This window comes from Massilia soli, from assembly GCF_016809835.1.
In the GTDB taxonomy this organism is placed as follows: domain Bacteria; phylum Pseudomonadota; class Gammaproteobacteria; order Burkholderiales; family Burkholderiaceae_D; genus Telluria_A; species Telluria_A soli.
The window spans coordinates 76,773-97,385 of record NZ_JAFBIL020000007.1 but is presented as its reverse complement, the minus strand read 5'-3'; the positions used below and the strand labels follow the sequence as shown (position 1 = coordinate 97,385).

Genomic DNA, 20,613 nt, shown 5'->3' with positions numbered 1-20,613 from the left:
GCCATCCCTTTGCTTAGTTCTTGTTCACGCGCCGCAGTTCGTCGTAGATGAACAGCACTGCGCCGATGAAGATGGCGCTGTCGGCGATGTTAAACGCCGGGAAGTGGCCCAGGCTGCCGAAGTGGAAGTCGAGGAAGTCGATCACGTGGCCATAGGCCACGCGGTCGATCACGTTGCCGATCGCGCCGCCCATGATCAGCGCCATCGCCCAGCAGAACATGCGCTGGCCAGCGTTCTTGCGCAGCTGGGTGATGATGAAGACCACCGCGATGATGCCGATCGCCGTGAAGAAGTAGCGCTGCCAGCCGCTTTCGTTGGACAGGAAGCTGAAGGCGGCGCCGCGGTTATACGCCAGCACCAGGTTGAAGAACGACGTGACCACGCGTTCTTCGCCATACACGAACAGCCTTTCGATCGTGATCTTGGTGATCTGGTCGAGCAGGATCACGATCGCCGCGATGCCCAGCCAAGGAGTCAGGCTGGCGCGCGCTTTCGAGGACGTGGAGAACGTTGTTTTTTTAGTTGCCATTGGTGGTCAGTGAAATGGTTTATGCGAAGGCGCGTTTTTCGCCGCCGCCGAACAGGTTGCTGTAGCAGCGGCCGCACAGGCCCGCGTGCTCGGCGTGGGTGCCGACATCAGCGCGGTAGTGCCAGCAGCGCTCGCACTTCGGAGCGCTCGATGCGGTTACCGCAACCGCTTCGTCCGCTTCGGCGGCGACTTGTTCGACGCTGGCGCTGGAGGTGATGAACACGAACTTGAGGTCCTGATCCAGGCTTGCCAGCGCCTTGTACTTGTCGCCGGACGCCTTGATGGCCAGTTCGGCCTGCAAGGACGAGCCGATCGCTCCCGAGCCGCGTACTTCTTCGAGCTGCTTGGTCACTTCGGCGCGCACTTCGCGCAAGGTGGCGTACTTGGCCAGCAGGGTGGCGGCGTCCGCCACTTCCGGCAACGCCCAGTAGGTCTGCGTGAAGATGGTTTCGTCGCTGTCCTTGTAGGCCTGTTCGCCGGCGAAGACCGCCCATGCCTCTTCGGCGGTAAACGACAGCATCGGGGCCATCAGGCGCAACAGGCTTTGCGTGATGTGCCACAGCGCGGTCTGCGCCGAGCGGCGCGCGTGCGAGTCGATGCCGGTGGTGTACAGGCGGTCCTTCAGGATGTCGAGGTAGAAGCCGCCCAGGTCTTCCGAGCAGTAGTTCTGCAGGCGCGAGACAACCGGGTGGAATTCGAACGACTCGTAGTGCTTGCCGATGTCGGCCTGCAGCGTGGCCATGCTGGCCAGCGCGTAGCGGTCGATTTCAAGCAGGTCGGATACGGCGACGGCGTTGTTCGCGTGGTCGAAGTCCGAGGTGTTCGCCAGCAGGAAGCGCAGCGTGTTGCGGATGCGGCGATACGATTCGGTCACGCGCTTGAGGATCTCGTCGCTGATCGACAGCTCGCCGGTGTAGTCGGTCGAAGCGACCCACAGGCGCAGGATGTCGGCGCCGAGCGTGTCGGAGATCTTTTGCGGCGCCAGCGTGTTACCCAGCGACTTGGACATCTTCTTGCCCTCGGCGTCGACGGTGAAGCCGTGCGTCAGCAGCGCCTTGTACGGCGGCTGGCCGTTGAGCATCGAGGACGTCAGCAGCGACGAGTGGAACCAGCCGCGGTGCTGGTCCGATCCTTCGAGGTACAGGTCGGCCGGGAACTGCGACTGGGCCGCGTGCGAGCCGCGCAGCACGGTCTGGTGGGTGCTGCCGGAGTCGAACCAGACGTCGAGCGTGTCCTTGTTCTTGATGTACATGGCGGCGTCGGCGCCGAGGAAATCGGCCGGCTCGACTTTCAGCCAGGCGTCGATGCCTTCCTTTTCGATCAGCAGCGCGACTTTCTCGAGCAGCTCAGGGGTGTTCGGGTGCAGTTCGCCGGTCTCCTTGTGGATGAAGAATGCCATCGGCACGCCCCACTGGCGCTGGCGCGACAGGGTCCAGTCGGGACGGTTGGCGATCATGCCATGCAGGCGCGCCTGGCCCCAGTCAGGGAAGAACTGGGTTTCGGAGATGCCCTTGAGCGCGGTCTCGCGCAGGGTGGGGCCGCCGTCCTTCGGCGTGGTGTCCATGCCGGCGAACCACTGCGAGGTGGCGCGGTAGACGATCGGGGTCTTGTGGCGCCAGCAGTGCATGTAGCTATGGTCGAACATCTTCAGCTCGAACAGCGCGCCCGCTTCGGTCAGTGCGGTGCAGATCGGCTTCGAGGCTTCCCAGATCGTCATGCCGCCAAACAGCGGCAGGGTCGAGACGAAGCGGCCGTCGCCCATCACCGGTGTCAGGATCTCGTCGTCCTTCATGCCGTGCTCTTTGCACGAGATGAAGTCGTCCTGGCCGTAGGCAGGCGCGGAGTGCACCACGCCGGTACCGCTTTCGGTGGTGACGTAGTCGGCCAGGTACAGCGGCGAGCGGCGGTTGAAGAACGCGTCGGCCGCGTGCAGCGGGTGCTTGAACTCGATGCCGCCGAGCTTTTCGCCGGTGGTGGTGGCGACGACTTTGCCTTCGAGCTTGAAGCGCAGCAGGCAGGCTTCGACCAGGTCGGCGGCCAGGATCAGCAGCAGCGGCTTGCCGTCGCGGCTGGACTCGACCAGCGCGTAGGTGATTTCAGGGTTGACGTTGAGCGCCTGGTTGGACGGGATGGTCCATGGCGTGGTGGTCCAGATGACGATGAAGCCGTCGCCCGCAGGCAGCGCAGGCAGGCCGAAGGCGGCCGCCAGCTTTTCAGGCTCGGCGAACGGGAAGCCGACGTCGATGGCCGGGTCGCGCTTGTCCTGGTATTCGACCTCGGCTTCGGCCAGCGCCGAACCGCAATCGAAGCACCAGTTGACCGGCTTCAGGCCGCGGTAGACGTAGCCCTTCTCGAGCATCTTGCCGAGCGAGCGCAGTTCGTCCGCCTCGTTACGGTAGGCCATGGTCAGGTAAGGGTTATCCCACTCGCCCAGTACGCCCAGGCGGATGAAGTCCTTTTTCTGGCGCTCGACCTGTTCGGTCGCGTAAGCGCGGGCCTTGGTCAGCACTTCGGCGGTCGGCAGGTTTTTGCCGTACTGTTTTTCGATCTGGATCTCGATCGGCATGCCGTGGCAATCCCAGCCCGGCACGTAGGGTGCGTCGAAGCCGGCCATGGTGCGCGCCTTGACGACCATATCCTTCAGAATCTTGTTGACCGCGTGGCCGAGGTGGATGTCGCCGTTGGCGTACGGCGGGCCATCGTGCAGCACGAACATCGGGCGGCCCTTGGCGGCCTTGCGCACGCGCTCATAGACCTTCTTGTCCTGCCACTGCTTGACCCAGCCCGGCTCGCGCTTGGCGAGGTCGCCGCGCATCGGGAACGGGGTGTCCGTCATGTTGACCGGATATTTGCTCTCCGGTTTTTTGGCGCCTTTCGGGGCTTGCTGTGGTTTTTGCTGGTCTGCTGCTGGTTTGCTGGTATCGGACATATTTTTCTTCAATCGTGTGTATCTGGTTTTTCGGGAACAGGCGTGCCGCAAGCGGGCAAGATCGTCCCGGTCAAATTCGGTCGGTGGCGGTCAGGGCGCCGGCGCGCTGCGCGAAATAATCGCGCGCCTGGCCCGAGTCGCGCGCGATGGCGGCGGTCAGGGTGTCGAGGTCGTCGTACTTTTCCTCGTCGCGGATTTTTTCGAGGAACTCGACGCGCACCAGTTTGCCGTAGCAGGACTCGGCGTAATCGAACAGGTGCACTTCGAGCAGAACGCGGCCGCTGTCGTCGACAGTGGGGCGCACGCCCATGCTGGCGACGGCCGGCAGCGGCTCGGGGCCGAGGCCGTGGACCTGCACCACGAAGATGCCCGACAGGGCAGGGCGGTGCGCCACGCGCAGGTTCAATGTGGGGAAGCCCAGCGTGCGGCCCAGCTTCTGGCCGTGGATCACATGGCCGGAAATGGCGTACGAATGGCCGAGCAGTTCGCGCGCGGTGGCCAGGTCGCCTTCGGCCAGCGCGCTGCGCACGGCGGAGGACGAGATGCGGCGCGTGCCATGCATCACGGTCGGCAGGGTCTCGACCTCGAAGCCATGGCGCAGGCCGGCTTCCTTCAGCATCGCGATATTGCCGGCGCGTTTGGCGCCGTAGCAGAAGTCCTCGCCGACCATCAGCCATTTGACGTGCAGGCCTTCGGCCAGCACGCGCCGGGTGAAGTCATCAGGCGCGATGGAGGCGAAATGCTCGTTGAAGTGTTCGACGATGACGCGGTCGATGCCGGCGGAAGCGAGCGACTCGAGCTTGTCGCGCAGGTTGGCGATGCGCCTGGGCGCCTTGGACGGATCCCCCATGCGCTCGGCGAAGAACTCGCGCGGATGCGGCTCGAAGGTCATCACTGCCGCCTCGACGCCGAGTCTGGACGCGGCTGCGCGCACGCGCGCCAACAATGCCTGGTGGCCCAGGTGGACACCGTCAAAGTTGCCGATCGTGAGAGCACAAGGCGCGCGCGCCCTGTCATTGGGAAGTCCCCGAAAAACCTTCATAGGATGTGTGGCCGGAAAATCTGCTGCTAAAGAGTGGATTATACGGTCAAGTTGCGTGTTGCACACTGTATAGGGGAGGGAGGGTCCGCCTGACACCCTCGTGAAATTCCAAAATCGGGGACAGACCACCATTTTGGAACATTCCAAAATGGTGGTCTGTCCCCGATTTTGGAATATCTTGGAACATTCCAACATGGTGGTCTGCGTGACCCGGTCTGTCCCCGATTTTGGAATATTTTGGAACATTCCAACATGGTGGTCTGCGTGACCCGGTCTGTCGCCGATTCTGGAATGTCGTGCGATGAAAAAAGGCGCTGCCGGCTTTCGCTGGCAGCGCCCTTCAGGGCTTGTCTCGCGGGACGATTACAGCGACATGATCGTGTAACGCGCGATTTCGGCCGTGCCGTCCTTGCCGCCAACCGTGCGCAGCGTGGAGACAGCTTTCGACTTGTTGCCAGCCATGGCGTATGCCTGGCCCAGACGCAGCTTGGCGTCGTCAGGACGCTTCAGGCCGCCAGCTTTGATCGCCGCATCCATCATCGCGATGCCTTTGGCGGTGTCGCCAGCGCTGACCAGCGCGTAGCCAAGCGATACCAGGCCGTCTTTGTCGCCGGTCTTGACCATGTCGGCTTCGTTGGCTGCTGCCTTGGCTTTGGTTTCCGCCAGGTTCTTGTCAGCCAGCTCCTTCAGGCGCTGGTGACGCGCAGCGTCAGGACCGACGCCCAGGATGCCTTCCTTGTAGCCGCGGGCGATGACCTTGACCGCTTCGCCGGCCGCGCCGTCACGCAGAACCAGCTGGGCCAGTTCCATGTACTCGTTCGGCTTTTTCAGCATGTTGTGGTGCATGCGCAGGCGCAGCACGTCAACCGACAGGCGCGAGGAGAACCCTGGCTTGCCCGAGATGCGGTTCAGCAGGATCAGCCAGTAGCTTTCCTTCGGGTAGTAGGTCGCCAGCTTTTCAACGGTGTTGATGTAGGCGTTCTTGTCGCCAGCTTTGTTCTGGATGTTGGCCAGCATCTGCAGCTGGTCTTCCTGCGGACGGCGGCCGGCTTTTTCGTCGGCTTGCAGGTCGGCCTGGAGCAGGCGGGTGGCTTCGCCGGTCTTGCCCATGGCGAAGTAGTTCTGGATCAGGTAAGCGCGCAGCTTCGGATCGTTACGGTCCTTGAGCTGGCGTTCGATCGCGGCGTTGGCCTTGCCAAACTCGCGGGCACGCATGTAGATGCCGATCAGGCCTTCGGAGAACTGGGCCTTTTCGCTCGCGCCGAGCTTGCCCGATGCGATCAGGGCCTCGAACGAGCGGGCAGCGGCGTCGTAGTCGCCGGCAGCGGAGGCCGCAGCAGCGCGCACGCGCTCGATCAGGTAAGCCTCATTGCTGGTCTTGTTGCTGACGTTGTCTGCTTTACGCAGTTCGGCCAGGGCTTCTTTGTTCTTGCCCGACTTCATCAGCCTCTGCGCATTTTGCAGGGGGGTGCCGATTTCAGCGCGCACAGCTTCAGCAGCGTGGGCGACCGACAGGCCGATGACGGGAGTTGCAGCGGTAAAACCGAGAGCGGCCATGACGAGGCCAAGGTGCGCGATGCGGGATTTGATCATTTAAGTTCTTTCAATCAAAAGCGAAACAGCAGGGAATCCCTGCTGTTTCTCACAGGGAAACCCTGCGTTGTACGTCAATCAAACGATAGTGACTTACTGGAACTGTTCGTTGCCGACCATGCCGATCTTGGTCACGCCAAGACGTTGTGCAGAAGCCATGACACCGGCGACAGACTTGTAAGACACCAACTTATTAGGACGCAGATGTACTTCTGGCTGGTCTGCCATCGCTGCGACCGAAGCAAGCTTCGACTCAAGCGTAGCACGATCTGGCACAACCTGGCCGTCCCATAGGACGGTGCCATCGAAGTCGACGTCGATGGTCACGACGACAGGCTTGATATTGCTTGGCGGTGGATTGCCAACAGGCATGTTCAGATTGACCGAGTGGTTTTGTTTCGGAATCGTGATGATCAACATGATAATCAAGACCAACATTACGTCGATCAGGGGTGTCATGTTCATTTCCATCATCGGTTCCGGATCGCCACCAGCTTTTGGAGCTCCGACACTCATACTCATAATGTTTCCTTTGTACTGTTGGGACTATGCCGGCCAGGCCTCCCGGAGGAGGGCCTGGGCGGAGGAAGGATCTTAACGACCGCCAGTTTTATCTGGTGGTTCGGTAATGAATCCAACCTTCTGAATCCCAGCACGCTGTGCCGTGTAGATCACCTTGCCGACGTATTCGTAGCGGGTTTCCTGGTCGCCACGAACATGTACTTCAGGCTGCGGCAGCTTCACGGCTTCCTGCTTCAGGAATTCGAACAGCTCCGTCGTATCGGCCAAACGCTTCTGGCCCAGATACATGTCGCCATCCTTGTTAACAACGATGTTGACGTTGGTAGGTTTAGTCTTCAGGGCCTGGTTGGTTTCCGAAGGCAGTGCAACTTTTTGCAACTTCAGAACAACCGGGCTCGTGATCAGGAAGATGATCAGGAGAACCAACATAATGTCGACTAGCGGCGTTGTGTTGATTTCTGACATTACTACATCTTCATCTCCGTCTGCATTGCCGACGCTCATTGACATGATTTACCCAATCTTTTTAGCACCAGCAGCACGACCTGCTTCGCTGGTGGACATTGCACCGGAGATCAGTACCGAGTGAACGTCGGCGCTGAACGAGCGAACATCTTCCATTGCCGTCTTGTTACGGCGAACCAGCCAGTTGTAACCCAGAACCGCAGGAACTGCAACGAACAGACCGAACGCGGTCATGATCAGTGCTTCACCAACTGGACCTGCAACCTTGTCGATCGACGCGTTACCCGACATACCGATCGCGGTCAGCGCGTTGTAGATGCCCCAAACGGTACCGAACAGACCGATAAACGGCGAGGTCGAACCAACGGTTGCCAGGAACGACAGGCCGTCTTGCAGACGCGACTGAACTTTGTCAACAGCGCGCTGGATCGACATCGTTACCCAGGTCGACAGGTCGATCTGCTCAAGCAGGGCGCCGTCGTGGTGCTGGGTTGCCTTGGTGCCGGTTTCAGCGATGAAGCGGAACGGGCTGCCTTCTTTCAGGGTTGCCGAACCAGCTGCGATCGACGACGACTTCCAGAACTTGGCCTGGGCTTCTTTCGACTGCTTCATGATCTTGGCCTGGTCGATCAGCTTGGTGATCAGGATGTACCACGAACCCATCGACATGATCGACAGGATGATGAAGGTCGACTTGGTGACGAAGTCGCCTTCTTCCCACATGGCTTCAACGCCGTACGGGTTGTGGACTTCTTCTTTTTCGCCAACTGCGACGTCGGATGCTGGTGCTGCGTCAGCGGCTGCAGCATCGACTGCTGGAGCTGCTGCGTCTGCTGCTGGCGCTGCTGCGTCAACTGGAGCTGCCGCTTCAGTCGCTGGTGCAGCAGGTGCGTCCGCAAACGCTGGTGCCGAAACCAGCGCGCCGGCTGCCGTAACCGAGAACAGGACAGCCGCCAACATAGCGGACAAACGGGTATTCTTAAACATGCTTCCTCCAAATTTATAAAATAATCAGTTCGCTGAACGTATCGACAACGAAAATCACAGTGTGAGACCTGAATGCTGTCTCGGTTTTTATTCCAGCGTCCAGACGTATTGCATTGTCATCCAAGCTTGTTCCGGTTTGCCGTCGGTCATGCCCGGCTTGAAACGGCACTTCGAGATGCCGCTTACCGCCGCTCGGTCCAGGTCGCGGAAGCCAGACGACTTCACGATCTTGGAATCTGCAACCCGGCCGTCGGTACCAATCAGGAACTGCAGTGTCACGGTGCCGGTTTCTTCGTTGCGCAGGGAGGCTTTCGGCCATTCTGGTTTTGCGCAAGTACTGAAATCGGCAACCGCTGCCACGCGCATCGGAGCGGCGGCTTTGGCAACTGGCGCTGCTGGTGGTGCCGGCGGAGCCGGTGCGGTAAGCTCGTTGGTTGCCGGCTTGACACTGGTCGCATTCGAGATCGTGTTTTGCACCGGCGGAGGCTGCTGCACGTTCACTTCAACCGGTGGAATGAATGGTGGCGGTGGAGCCTTCATTTCCGGTGGTGGTGGCGGCGGCGGTGCTTCCGGTGGTGGCGGAGGCGCTACCTCTTCAATAATCTTTGTCTCCACAGCTTCGGCCATCTTGGTGACCATGCGGGTACCCAGACCGCTGACGACGGCATATCCCACGAGCGCGTGGAAGAGGACGACGACCGCGATGCCGGTCAGGTTCTTCCCGGGATCCTTTTCATGCGAAAAATTCATGCCTGCTTTCTCCAATACCAACTCTTTTTGTTGCTACTAAACCCACAAAACACGACGAAACCTTGAGCCGCATCCGGGACATCGAAGAATTATACCTACGAATTCTTTTTTTCACATATGTTTTTGCATGCAAAAACCCCCGCGCAGCAGGCCCTTCCTGGATGCGGAAGGATGCCGAGGGGGCCGGTCAGCGTGTTCAAGAATGTAATAAAACTACGATTTACAATCTGTCGTGCAATTGCGTGGGGGCCGTTGTAAATTTGCACTGCCCAGTTGATGGCGATGCATTACTCCAAAACTCTTTCAGTCTGCCGAATTTTAGTCAGAGAGGCATGGCTTTTATACAAACTATAGCCATTTTCAGTCAGCGGTGGCGCGCTATTGCGGGCTCGGCGCGTAGGGGCGAGGGAGGGAAGGCGGGGCGCCCGGGCATAACTTTTGGTCATGCCCGGGGCACCACTCTATATATGCTACATGTCAGTCGCGCAGGCGTTTCTCGCGCTTGACTTCGAGGCTGCTGACCACCTGCCCGGCCGGGTCGACCGTTTCGAGCCGCACATCGAAGCCCCACAGGCGGGCCACGTGGCGCAGCACTTCCTGGGCTTGCTGGTTCAGCGGACGGCGCTGGAACTGGCTGTGGCGCAGGGTCAGCGCGCGGTCGTCGCGCGTATTGACCTGCCAGACCTGGATGTTCGGCTCGCGGTTGCCCAGGTTGTACTGCTCGGCCAGCTGCTGGCGCACGTAGCGGTAGCCGGCTTCGTCGTGGATCGCCGAAATGCTCAGCTTCTCGTTCTTGTCGTCGTCCAGCACGGCGAAGAAGTGGAAGTCGCGGATCAGCTTGGGCGACAGGTACTGGGCGATGAAGCTCTCGTCCTTGAAGTTGCGCATCGCGAAGTCGAGCGACTTTTGCCAGTCGGTGCCGGCCATGTTGGGGAACCACTCGCGGTCTTCGGGTGTCGGGTCTTCGCAGATGCGCCGTATGTCGCTCATCATGGCAAAGCCCAGTGCATACGGATTGATGCCGCTGTAATACGGGCTGGTGGCGGCCGGCTGGAACACCACGTTGGTGTGGCTCTGCAAGAACTCGAGCATGAAGCCGTCGCCGACCACCCCCTCTTTATATAGCTCCTGCAAAATCGTGTAGTGCCAGAAGGTGGCCCAGCCCTCGTTCATCACCTGGGTCTGGCGCTGCGGGTAGAAGTACTGCGAGATCTTGCGCGTGATGCGCACCAGCTCGCGCTGCCATGGTTCGAGCAGCGGCGCGTACTTCTCGATGAAGTACAGCAGGTTTTCTTCCGGCTCGGACGGAAAGCGCGGCACCGCTTCGTCGGCCACTTCCTCGTCGCGCCGCGGCACCGTGCGCCACAGCGCATTGACCTGCGACTGCGCATATTCCTCGCGTTCCTTCTGGCGCGCGTTCTCCTGCGCCATCGACAGCTTGGCCGGACGCTTGTAGCGGTCGACGCCGTAGTTCTGCAGGGCGTGGCAAGAATCGAGCAGCAGTTCGACGGCATCGATGCCATGGCGCCGCTCGCACTCGGCGATGTAGTTCTTGGCAAACACCATGTAGTCGACGATGGCGTCGGCATCGGTCCAGGTGCGGAACAGGTAATTGCCCTTGAAGAAGGAGTTGTGCCCATAGGCAGCGTGGGCGATCACCAGCGCCTGCATCGGCAGGCTGTTTTCTTCCATCAGGTAGGCGATGCAGGGATTCGAGTTGATCACGATCTCATAGGCCAGCCCCATCTGCCCGCGCTTGTAGCTTTTCTCGGTGGTCAGGAAGTGCTTGCCGAACGACCAGTGGTTGTACGACACCGGCATGCCGACCGAGGTGTAGGCATCCATCATTTGCTCGGCGGTGATGATCTCGAGCTGGTTCGGATAAGTGTCGAGGCCAAACCCCCTGGCCACGCGGCGGATTTCTTCGTGCGCGTGCTCGATCAGGTCGAAGGTCCACTCCGACTGTTCGGGCAGGGCGCGCGGATTTTTCGGGTCTCTAGGCATCGCTGAATCTCTTTACGCTATTTCACCTGTTTCTTGAACAACTCGCGGAACACCGGGTAGATGTCGGCCGGCGTGACGATCTTCTGCATCGCGAAGTTGCGGTGGTGGTCCAGCACTTCGGCGTACTGCTCCCACAGGTTCTGCTGCGGGCCGTCGGTGATCTCGACATAGGTGTAGTACTGCACCTTCGGCATGATGTTGTTGACCAGAAGCTGCTTGCACAACACCGAGTCGTTGTCCCAGTTGTCGCCGTCGGACGCCTGCGCCACGTAGCTGTTCCAGTCGCCGTTTCCATAGCGCTCGGTGATGATCTTTTGCAGCAGGTGCAGCGCCGACGAGACCACCGTGCCGCCCGATTCGCGCGAGTGGAAGAATTCATTCTCGTCGACCTCGGCCGCGGCGGTGTGGTGGCGGATGAACACCACGTCGATCTTGTCGTAGGCGCGCTTGAGGAACAGGTACAGCAAGATGAAAAAGCGCTTGGCGGTGTCCTTGCGGCCTTCATCCATCGAGCCGGATACGTCCATGATGCAGAACATCACGGCCTGGGTGCTGGGCTTCGGCACCTTGATGCGGTTGCTGTAGCGCAGGTCGAACGGGTCGATGAAGGGAATCGCATTGATGCGCGTATGCAGGTGGTGTATCTGGCGCTTGAGTTCGGCAACTTGCGGGTCATCTTCCGGCACGCCGTCGGCCAGCATGCGGGCCAGCTCCTGTTCCAGCCGCGCCACTTCCTTGCGCGAGCCGCCGCCCACCGCGATGCGCCGTCCGAGCGCGCCGCGCAGCGAGCGCAGCACGTGGATGTTGGACGGCGTGCCCGACATGTTGTAGCCGGCGCGCTGGTTCTTGAATTCAGGGGTCTGGGTCAGCTGCGTCTTGATCATGTTCGGCAGCTCGAGATCTTCGAAGAAGTAGTTCATGAATTCTTCGCGCGTCAGCTCGAACATGAAATCGTCTTGCGAGGTTTCCTCGCTGTTGCCGGCGCGGCCGCGCCCGGCGCCGCCGCCGCTGCGCGGGCGGTTGAACTGGTCGCCTTTCTGGTACTCGGTGTTGCCAGGGTTGACGGTTTCCCAGACGCCGCCATGGGCATGGCCGAAATGCGGCTCTCCCACGTCCTTGACGGGGATCGAAACCTTCTCGCCATTTTCAATGTCGGTGATCGAGCGGCCCTTGATGGCGCGCCCGACCGCATCCTTGATCTGGCTCTTGTAACGCCGTAGGAAGCGCTCGCGGTTGATCGCTGACTTGTTCTTGCCTTGCAAGCGTCGGTCGATGAGGTAAGTCAAAGCGGACCTCCTTCAAATTCGCGCCTGGCCGGCGCTGGTCCGGCCAGGTGTCCGGGTTACGACGACTTCCGTACCCGCAGGTACCATTCGCACAGCAGGCGTACCTGCTTGGCGGTGTAGCCTTTGTCCACCATGCGCGCGACGAAGTCGGCGTGCTTGTTGGCGTCTTCGGCACTTGCTTTCGCATTGAACGAGATTACTGGCAGCAGTTCCTCGGTGTTCGAGAACATCTTTTTCTCGATCACGGTGCGGAACTTCTCGTAGCTGGTCCAGGCCGGGTTTTTCCCGCCGTTGGTGGCGCGCGCGCGCAGGCCGAAGTTGACGATCTCGTTGCGGAAATCTTTCGGATTCGAGATCCCGGCCGGCTTCTCGATCTTTTCCAGTTCGGCGTTCAGCGATTCGCGGTCGAAGCTCTCGCCGGTGTCCGGATCGCGGAACTCCTGGTCCTGGATCCAGAAGTCGGCGAACGTGACATAGCGGTCGAAGATGTTCTGGCCGTACTCCGAATAGCTTTCGAGGTAGGCGGTCTGGATCTCCTTGCCGATGAAGTCCACGTAGCGCTGGGCCAGGTGTTCCTTGATATACGAGAAGTAGCGCTGCTCGGTTTCGGGCGCGAACTGCTCGCGCTCGATCTGCTGCTCCAGTACATACAGCAGGTGCACCGGATTGGCGGCCACTTCCGAATTATCGAAGTTAAACACCTTCGACAGGATCTTGAAGGCGAAGCGGGTCGACAGCCCGTTCATGCCCTCGTCGACGCCGGCGTAATCGACATACTCGTGGATCGACTTGGCCTTCGGGTCGGTGTCCTTCAGGTTTTCGCCGTCGTACACCAGCATTTTCGAGAAGATGCTGGAGTTTTCCGGCTCCTTGAGGCGCGACAGGATCGCGAACTGCGCCATCATCTTCATGGTGCCGGGCGCGCACGGGGCTTTCTCGAGCGACGAATTGCGGATCAGCTTTTCGTAGATATGCACTTCGTCCGACACGCGCAGGCAGTACGGCACCTTGACGATATAGATGCGGTCAAGGAAAGCCTCGTTGTTGCGGTTGTTGCGGAAGGTTTTCCATTCCGATTCGTTCGAGTGCGCCAGCACGATGCCTTCGAACGGAATCGCGCCGAAGCCTTCGGTGCCCTTGTAGTTGCTTTCCTGGGTGGCCGTCAGCAGCGGGTGCAGCACCTTGATCGGCGCCTTGAACATCTCGACGAATTCCATCAGGCCCTGGTTGCCCAGGCACAGGCCGCCGGAGTAGCTGTACGCATCGGGATCGTCCTGGGCGTAGTCTTCCAGCTTGCGGATGTCGACCTTGCCGACCAGCGAAGAAATATCCTGGTTGTTCTCGTCGCCCGGTTCGGTCTTCGAGATCGCGATCTGCTTGAGCACCGACGGATAGCGCTTCACCACGCGGAACTTGTTGATGTCGCCATTGAACTCGTGCAGGCGCTTGACCGCCCATGGGCTCGGAATGGTGCGCAGGTAGCGCCGCGGGATGCCGTAGTCTTCCTCGAGGATGACACCGTCTTCGTCTTCATTGAACAGGCCGAGCGGCGATTCGTTGACCGGCGAGCCCTTGATGCAGTAGAACGGCACCTGTTCCATCAGGTGCTTGAGCTTTTCGGCGATCGACGACTTGCCGCCGCCGACCGGGCCGAGCAGGTAGAGGATCTGCTTGCGTTCCTCGAGTCCCTGGGCGGCGTGGCGGAAGTAGGAGACCACCTGCTCGATCACCTCTTCCATGCCGTAGAACTCGGCAAATGCCGGATACAGCTTGATCACCTTGTTGGCGAAGATGCGCGACAGGCGCGTGTCGTTGCGGGTGTCGACCAGCCTTGGCTCGCCGATCGCCGCCAGCATGCGCTCAGGCGCGCTGGCGTAGGTGAGGGGATCCTTCTTGCACAGTGCCAGATACTCGGAAAGCGAATATTCCTCTTCACGGGTACGCTCGTAGCGAGCTGCGTAGTTGTCAAAAATGGTCATTTGAATGTCCTTTAATGTGCTTACACTGATCACTGTCTTGGCAGCCGGCATCCGGCGTCCTGTCCAGGCCCTGGTCTTGGCGGCAGGATCGACGTCCCCCTTCTTGTTTGGCGTCCTGAACATTTTTTGTAGCAACGCTGCTGACCAAAAAATGGATGACGAAAATTATTTTTGTGTCCGGGTTGCCCGGCTTTTTTTGCGGCTGAAAAAAATTCTTCTTACGCCTGTGAAATTTATTATGTGCCTATTGGTTCTCGAAGTCAAAGCAATGTCACGCTGTCGTGGCATACTATGGTAACGCACTGATTCATAAGCATAAAAACCGTTTTTTGACGAGTTCGCCAATGTCGTTACAGCACCGTCGCGCGGCGTTTTGCAAGCCCCCGAGTGCCCCGTGATATTGAACAGGGAAGGTGCGTCGAGTTCACAATTATGTCTTGGATAGTGCCCGATCTGGAGGGCCCGTGGCGCACGAAAATACAGGGTGTTTTTGCATGCGAACCGCACTTTTTCCCCAGTGAACTGAAGAGGTGGCGCGGGTGCGCTACACTGCCCGGTACGATGAACCGCATTGCGACAAATTACGGAGAAATACGATGCTCGACGAACAGATGCGCAACATTTTGCAGCAGATGCCGAAGGCCGAATTGCACATCCATATCGAGGGCTCGCTGGAGCCCGAACTCATCTTTGCTTTGGCGCAAAGAAATAGCGTTTCTTTGCCTTACGCATCGGTCGATGAGTTGCGCAAAGCGTACGACTTTACGGATTTGCAATCCTTCCTCGACATTTACTACGCCGGCGCGAGCGTGCTGCTCAAGGAGCAGGACTTCTACGACATGACGGCCGCCTATCTGGCGCGCGCCCAGGCCGACAATGTGCGCCACGCCGAGATCTTCTTCGACCCGCAAACCCACACCGCGCGCGGCGTGCCGTTCGAGACCGTCATCAACGGCATCTGGCGCGCCTGCCAGGACAGCCCGGTCAGCGCCACCCTGATCATGTGCTTCCTGCGCCACCTGTCCGAAGACGACGCCCTGGCCACGCTGGACGAGGCGCTGCCGTTCCGCGACAAGTTCATCGGCGTGGGGCTCGACTCGTCCGAGCAAGGCCACCCGCCGGAGAAATTCTGCCGCGTCTTCGAGCGCTGCCGCCAGCTGGGCCTGCGCCTGGTCGCCCACGCGGGCGAGGAGGGGCCGCCGGCCTACATCGAAACCGCGCTCGACCTGCTCAACGTCGAACGGATCGACCACGGCGTGCGCTGCCTGGAAGACGCCGAGCTGACGGCGCGCCTGGCGCGCGAGCAGATCGCGCTGACCGTCTGTCCGCTGTCGAACATCAAGCTGCGCGTGTTCGACACGATGGACGAGCACAACCTCTTGCAGCTGCTCGACGCCGGACTGGCCGTCACCGTCAACTCGGACGACCCGGCTTACTTCGGCGGCTACATCAACGACAACTTCCTGAGCGCCTTCGATTCGCTGCCGCTCGGCGTCGAACATGCGCGCACGCTGGCGCGCAACAGCTTCAGCGCCGCCTTCCTCGAAGGCGAAGCGAAGCGGGGCTACCTCAACGAGGTCGACCGCTTCTTTCAGCAAGCCACCGCAAGCAAGGACTGAAAGACATGCTGATCCAATCCCTGCGCATGACCGCGCGCGACTGGCGCGCCGGTGAGCTGCGCTTCCTGCTGATTGCCCTGATCGTCGCCGTCTCGGCGCTGTCGGCGGTCGGCTTCTTCATCGACCGCATGCGCACGGGCCTGAACCGCGACGCCCACCAGCTGCTCGGTGCCGACCTGCTGGTCGGCGCCGACCAGCCGGTCAGGCCGGAATGGCGCCGCGAAGCCGAGCGGCGCGGGCTGGTGCTGGCCGACACCGTGGTATTTCCGAGCATGGCGCAGGCCGGCGAGGGCGAAGCATCGCTGGCGCAGCTGTCGTCGATCAAGGCGGTCTCCAAGGGTTATCCGCTGCGCGGCGCGGTCAAGATCACGCGCGACCCGGCGCAAGCTGGCGAGGCGCTGGGCGAGCGCACGGACGACACGCCCGCGCCGGGCACCGTCTGGGTCGATCCGCAAATCCTTACGGCGCTGAGCACCTCGGTCGGCAGCGCCATCACGGTGGGCGACAAGCGCTTCACGATCACCCAGCTGATCGCCGCCGAACCCGACCGCGGCGCCGCGTTCGTCAATTTCGCCCCGCGCGTGATGATGTCGCTCGACGATCTGGAGGCAACTGGCCTGGCCGGTCTCGGCTCGCGCGTGACCTACCGCATGCAGGTGGCGGCGCCATCGAACAACGACATGGCGCGCGTCTCCGATTACGAAGCCTGGCTCAAGGAGCAGATCACGGCCGGCCAGGTGAAGGGCGTGCGCATCGAGTCGCTCGAAAGTGGCCGTCCCGAGATGAACGCCACCCTCGACCGCGCCGACCGCTTCCTGTCGCTGGTCGGCCTGCTGTCGGCGATGCTGGCCGCGGTGGCGGTGGCGATGGCCGCGCGCCGCTTCATGCTGCGCCACCTCGACGCCTGCGCCATGCTGCGCTGCCTCGGCCTGACCCAAAACCAGGTCACCGCGCTCTACCTGATCGAATTTACCCTGGTCGGCCTGGCGGGCAGCCTGGTGGGCGTGCTGGTTGGCTTCGGCGCCCATTACATCCTGCTCGAACTGCTCGGCCAGCTGGTCGCCGCCGACCTGCCGCCGGTCTCGCTGCTGCCCGCGTTCCAGGGCGTCGCCACCGGCATGCTGCTGCTGGTCGGGTTCGCGCTGCCGCCGGTGCTCCAGCTGCGCAACGTGCCGCACAACCGCGTGATCCGCCGCGAACAGGCCGCGCCGAAGCCGATGGCCCTGGCCACGTACGGCTTCGGCGTCTGCGTGTTCATCGGCCTGCTGCAGTGGCAGGCCGGCGACGTCAAACTGGCGCTGCTGACCGCGGCCGGCTTCCTCGGAGGCTTCGCCTTGTTCGCCCTGGTGGCCTGGCTGGGCCTGAAGTCGCTGCGGCGCCTGCGCGGCGCAGTCGACAACCAGAGCTGGCGTTTTGCGGTGACGTCGCTGCAGCGCCGTCCCGGCGCCACCATCGTGCAGGTGGTCTCGCTGGCGCTTGGCCTGATGGCGCTGCTGATCCTGACGGTGGTGCGCGGCGACCTGACGCAAGCCTGGCGCAGCGCCACGCCGCCGGACGCGCCTAACCGCTTCGTGATCAACATCCAGGACGACCAGAAGCCGCAGATCGAACAGCGCCTGCGCGGCGCCGGCGTCAAGGAGGTGACGCTGTACCCGATGATCCGCGGCCGCCTGACCACCGTCAACGGCCAGCCGATCACCAAGGATACCTACGAGACCGACGGCGCGCGCCGCATGTCCGACCGCGAGTTCAACCTGTCGACGATGAAGGACATGCCGGAAACGAACGAGATCGTGGCGGGCAAATGGTTTACCGACGCACCCGGCGTGGCCGAGGCGTCGGTCGAGCAGGGCATCGCCAAGACGCTGCGCCTCAAGCTGGGCGACGTCCTGCGCTTCAATATCGGCGGGCTCGATGTCGACGCCAAGGTCACCAGCCTGCGCAAGCTGGAATGGGGCTCGATGCGGGCTAACTTCTTCGTCATCATCAATCCGGCGGCGATGGAATCGGCGTCGCAGACCTACATGACGGCCTTCCACCTGCCGGGCGACGGCGCTCAGCTGGGCAATTCGCTGTCGCGCGAGTTTCCGAACCTGACCGTGATCGATGTCAGCGGCATCATCCGCCAGGTGCAGGAAGTGGTCGACCAGGTGGTGGTCGCGGTGGAGTTCCTGTTCATGTTCACGCTGGCTTCAGGGGTGCTGGTGCTGTATGCGGCGCTGATGGGATCGCAAGATGAACGCACCCGCGAAGCCGGCCTGCTGCGCGCGCTGGGGGCCACCAAAAAGCAGCTGCAGCAGGCGCAGTGGATCGAGTTCTCGCTGGTCGGCGGCCTGGCAGGGCTGCTGGCGGCCACTGGCGCGGCGGCGCTGGGCTGGGCACTGGCGACGTACCAGTTCAAGTTCCCATGGACCTTCAGCCCGACCGTGTGGCTGGCCGGCGTGGTGGTTGGCGCCTTGTGCGCGATTATCGGGGGCTGGCTGGGACTGCGCATGGTGCTCAGGCAGCCGCCGTTGCAGACCTTGCGCGAAGGTTGATGTCCGGCGGATGGGCGCCAGGCGCCCATCCGTCCTACGGTCCCTGGTGGGTCCGCAAAAACTCGTTGTATGAAAACGTCTCCTCCGCGATCATCCCTGGCTCAAGCCTGAACAGCGCCCAAAAATACGTCTGATCGCCCTGGCACACCTGCGCCGGTTCGATGTACTTGTGCCAGCCATTGGCAAACGCCTCGGTGTACATGCCATCGCCGTCGTGGAAGTAGGGGATCACCCGCCGTTCGCGCAGCGCCTCGAGCAGCGACGGCGGCGCCTCGTTGTCGCTGGCGATTTCGTAGTGGGCATTCATGCCCGCCTCGGTCTCCACCACCAGCAGCATCGCCTGCCCGTCGGTGTCGTACATCAGCAGCCCGGCCGGATTGGGGTACAGGTAGTGCTCGACGATCCCGTGCTCGGCCACCAGGTCGCGCACCAGCGCGGCGACCGCCGGATCGGCCACGAAGCTGTAGCTGTGCAGCGCGAGCAGGTCGCGCAGCGGTTCCGAGCGCGCTGAAAAATACTCGCGCTGCAGCGCGCAGATCTCGGCCTCGAGGCGGTCCAGCGCGTTCTCGTCGCTCTTTTTGATGTAGCGGTCGATCAGCCCGCGGTTGAAGGCGTCGACTGCGACCTTTTCGTCGGCCGCCCCGGTGAACAGGATCTTCTTGCAGGGCAGGTGGCGCACCGCTTCGCACAGTTCGACGCCGTTCATCTGCGGCATCGAGTAATCGACCACCAGCACCGACGGCGTCATGAAGCGCTTGGCCTGGAAGCTGATGCGGTGGATCTGTTCGAGGTCGAGCGCGACGCTGCATTGGGCCATCTTGCGCGGGTAGGTGTCGTAGCTGGCGCTCAGCGTCCCCTCGGCCTGGCCGAGTTCAGTGGTCTGCCGCGACAGCCAGGCCAGTGCGCTGCTGGTGTTGTGGAAGGCGACGCTGGCGAGCGTCGGGTCGAGCTGGAAGGACAGGCTGCGCAGGAAGTTGTCGCTGTCGTCGATCAGGACGGTCAAGCTGGGATGGTGGTAGATGGGCAGGGACATGGCGGTGTCGTTCAGGTTAGGCGGCCAGCGCGGAGGCGGATTCGGCCAGGTGGATGCGGGGGAATTCGAGCACGAACATGGTGTAGCCGTTTTCGCGCGAGGTGAGCCGGATGTTGGCGTTCCATGCGCCCATGATCTCCTTGCACAGGGCCAGCCCGATGCCCGATCCGGAGCTTGGCGGATAGGAGTAGAAGCGATCGAACACCAGCGGCAGCTGCGATGGCGCGATGCCGCAGCCGGTGTCGATGAACAGCAGGCGCGGGGTCTGGCGGGCGCCGTCCACGATGATCCGGATGCGTCCCTTGCCGGCCCGGTGCAGCGCCTTGAGCGAGTTCCGCAGCAGGTTGAGGACGATCACAACCGACAGCTCGTAGCGGCCGGCGAAGCTGAAGTCGGCGCGCAGGTCGATGCTGACCGCCGTGCGCTGCGAATTGCTGGCGAAAGGGTAGCGGCGGATCACCGATTCGACCACATCGGCCATCGAGACGTACTCGTTCGCTTCGAGCTGCTGGTTGACCGCCGTGGCCGACAGCAGGAACAGGTCGATCATATGGTTCATGTGGCGGACCTCGAACTGGATGCGCGCCATCGCTTCGCTCATCGCGTGCCAGTCGGCCTCGCCGGGCAGGCCCGGTTTGCCCAGCCGCCGGTTGATGCCGCGCGCGTTGGCGTCGATCGTCACCAGGGGGGTGCGCAGCTCGTGCGAGACCGCCGCCAGCCCGTGCGCCATGCCAGCGAGCTTCTCTTGGGCCAGCACGCGGCGCCCGATCTTGGCGATCGACACCACCAGCATCGTGAAGCCGTACAGCGGCAACTGCTCGAGCACCGCTGGGCTGAGCAGGAAGGCCGGATCATCGACCAGCGCAAACGCCAGGCAGGCGAGGGCGGTGCCGGCCAGGTAGGAGCACAGCGCCCACAGGGTATGGAAGTGGAACAGCACGATCAGCCCGATCAGCAGCGACTGGGTCCACACCGCGGCGCCGTGGTTCATCAGGTACATGAAGGTGAAGAAGAACGGCAGCACATAGGTGACGCTGAGGAAGATGTACGCAGGCATCACCTTGGGCGGGAACGGTTCGCGCGACCAGACGGCGGGCAGGCACAGCGCAGCACCAAGCAGCCGCAGCGGCAAGCTTTCGAACTCCTGCGGGAACCACCAGGTCCAGACCGCGTAGTACAGCGGCAGTGCGATGCAGCCGACCCAGGCCAGCATCATGAAACGGGTCGATGCGTGGCTGTACTGGCGATCCTGACGCACCAGCCACAGCAGCATTGTCTGCTGCCGCTTGCTGGCCGCCGCCTTGACCTTGTCCGTCCATTGCGCCATGTAAATCGTCC

16 protein-coding genes are annotated in these 20,613 nt (G+C 61.8%); 3 read left to right on the top strand and 13 right to left on the bottom strand.

The genetic code is table 11. The features are described 5' to 3' along the window. Positions 1-13 precede the first annotated feature (13 nt). From lspA to I4X03_RS17650, 7 genes are all read right to left on the bottom strand, one after another. Positions 14-529 carry a signal peptidase II gene (gene lspA, locus I4X03_RS17680; RefSeq protein WP_223469571.1) on the bottom strand — a complete coding sequence of 172 codons (516 nt, stop codon included), beginning with the start codon at positions 527-529 and terminating at the stop codon, positions 14-16. A 19-nt stretch (positions 530-548) separates the two neighbouring features. Next, positions 549-3,458 (bottom strand): isoleucine--tRNA ligase, encoded by a 2,910-nt coding sequence (gene ileS, locus I4X03_RS17675; protein WP_223469570.1) that lies wholly within the window; start codon positions 3,456-3,458, stop codon positions 549-551. A 70-nt stretch (positions 3,459-3,528) separates the two neighbouring features. Continuing rightward, positions 3,529-4,500 carry a bifunctional riboflavin kinase/FAD synthetase gene (locus I4X03_RS17670; protein ID WP_223469569.1) on the bottom strand — a complete coding sequence of 324 codons (972 nt, stop codon included), beginning with the start codon at positions 4,498-4,500 and terminating at the stop codon, positions 3,529-3,531. 363 nt (positions 4,501-4,863) lie between these two features. Continuing rightward, on the bottom strand, positions 4,864-6,093 hold the full coding sequence (locus tag I4X03_RS17665) for a tetratricopeptide repeat protein (protein WP_223469568.1): 1,230 nt from the start codon (positions 6,091-6,093) through the stop codon (positions 4,864-4,866). A 93-nt stretch (positions 6,094-6,186) separates the two neighbouring features. Beyond that, positions 6,187-6,615, bottom strand: coding sequence for an ExbD/TolR family protein (locus tag I4X03_RS17660; RefSeq protein WP_223469567.1), 429 nt, complete (start codon positions 6,613-6,615; stop codon positions 6,187-6,189). 72 nt (positions 6,616-6,687) lie between these two features. Further along, positions 6,688-7,125 (bottom strand): ExbD/TolR family protein, encoded by a 438-nt coding sequence (locus tag I4X03_RS17655; RefSeq protein WP_223469566.1) that lies wholly within the window; start codon positions 7,123-7,125, stop codon positions 6,688-6,690. A 3-nt stretch (positions 7,126-7,128) separates the two neighbouring features. Beyond that, positions 7,129-7,803, bottom strand: a complete 675-nt coding sequence (locus tag I4X03_RS17650) for a MotA/TolQ/ExbB proton channel family protein (protein ID WP_502572555.1) — start codon at positions 7,801-7,803, stop codon at positions 7,129-7,131. A gap of 56 nt (positions 7,804-7,859) precedes the next feature. Here I4X03_RS17650 and I4X03_RS23420 point away from each other — a divergent pair, with 56 nt between their 5' ends. Continuing rightward, positions 7,860-8,015: a hypothetical protein gene (locus tag I4X03_RS23420; RefSeq protein WP_502572554.1), complete on the top strand. Its 156-nt coding sequence runs from the start codon at positions 7,860-7,862 to the stop codon at positions 8,013-8,015. A gap of 139 nt (positions 8,016-8,154) precedes the next feature. Here I4X03_RS23420 and I4X03_RS17645 read toward each other — a convergent pair whose 3' ends face one another. The 4 genes from I4X03_RS17645 to I4X03_RS17630 all read right to left on the bottom strand — a co-directional run bounded on the left by I4X03_RS17645 (position 8,155) and on the right by I4X03_RS17630 (position 14,086). Then, a complete protein-coding gene (locus I4X03_RS17645) occupies positions 8,155-8,817 on the bottom strand; it encodes an energy transducer TonB (RefSeq protein ID WP_223469564.1) in 663 nt (220 codons plus the stop codon). A 477-nt stretch (positions 8,818-9,294) separates the two neighbouring features. Beyond that, the gene (locus tag I4X03_RS17640; protein WP_223469563.1) at positions 9,295-10,821 is read right to left on the bottom strand and encodes a SpoVR family protein; all 1,527 of its coding nucleotides are present in this window, start codon (positions 10,819-10,821) and stop codon (positions 9,295-9,297) included. A 17-nt stretch (positions 10,822-10,838) separates the two neighbouring features. Beyond that, positions 10,839-12,107, bottom strand: coding sequence for a YeaH/YhbH family protein (locus I4X03_RS17635; RefSeq protein WP_223469562.1), 1,269 nt, complete (start codon positions 12,105-12,107; stop codon positions 10,839-10,841). 56 nt (positions 12,108-12,163) lie between these two features. After that, positions 12,164-14,086 (bottom strand): PrkA family serine protein kinase, encoded by a 1,923-nt coding sequence (locus tag I4X03_RS17630; RefSeq protein WP_223469561.1) that lies wholly within the window; start codon positions 14,084-14,086, stop codon positions 12,164-12,166. Positions 14,087-14,682: 596 nt separating this feature from the next. Between I4X03_RS17630 and I4X03_RS17625 the strand changes: the two genes are divergently transcribed. Further along, the gene (locus I4X03_RS17625) at positions 14,683-15,705 is read left to right on the top strand and encodes an adenosine deaminase (RefSeq protein ID WP_223469560.1); all 1,023 of its coding nucleotides are present in this window, start codon (positions 14,683-14,685) and stop codon (positions 15,703-15,705) included. Between the two features lie 5 nt (positions 15,706-15,710). After that, complete coding sequence (locus tag I4X03_RS17620; protein ID WP_223469559.1) at positions 15,711-18,242, top strand: ABC transporter permease; 2,532 nt, start codon at positions 15,711-15,713, stop codon at positions 18,240-18,242. A 34-nt stretch (positions 18,243-18,276) separates the two neighbouring features. On the opposite strand, the gene I4X03_RS17615 is transcribed toward I4X03_RS17620, so the two are convergent. After that, positions 18,277-19,275 (bottom strand): response regulator, encoded by a 999-nt coding sequence (locus I4X03_RS17615; RefSeq protein ID WP_223469558.1) that lies wholly within the window; start codon positions 19,273-19,275, stop codon positions 18,277-18,279. A gap of 16 nt (positions 19,276-19,291) precedes the next feature. After that, a complete protein-coding gene (locus I4X03_RS17610; RefSeq protein WP_223469557.1) occupies positions 19,292-20,602 on the bottom strand; it encodes a sensor histidine kinase in 1,311 nt (436 codons plus the stop codon). Between the last annotated feature and the right edge of the window lie 11 nt (positions 20,603-20,613).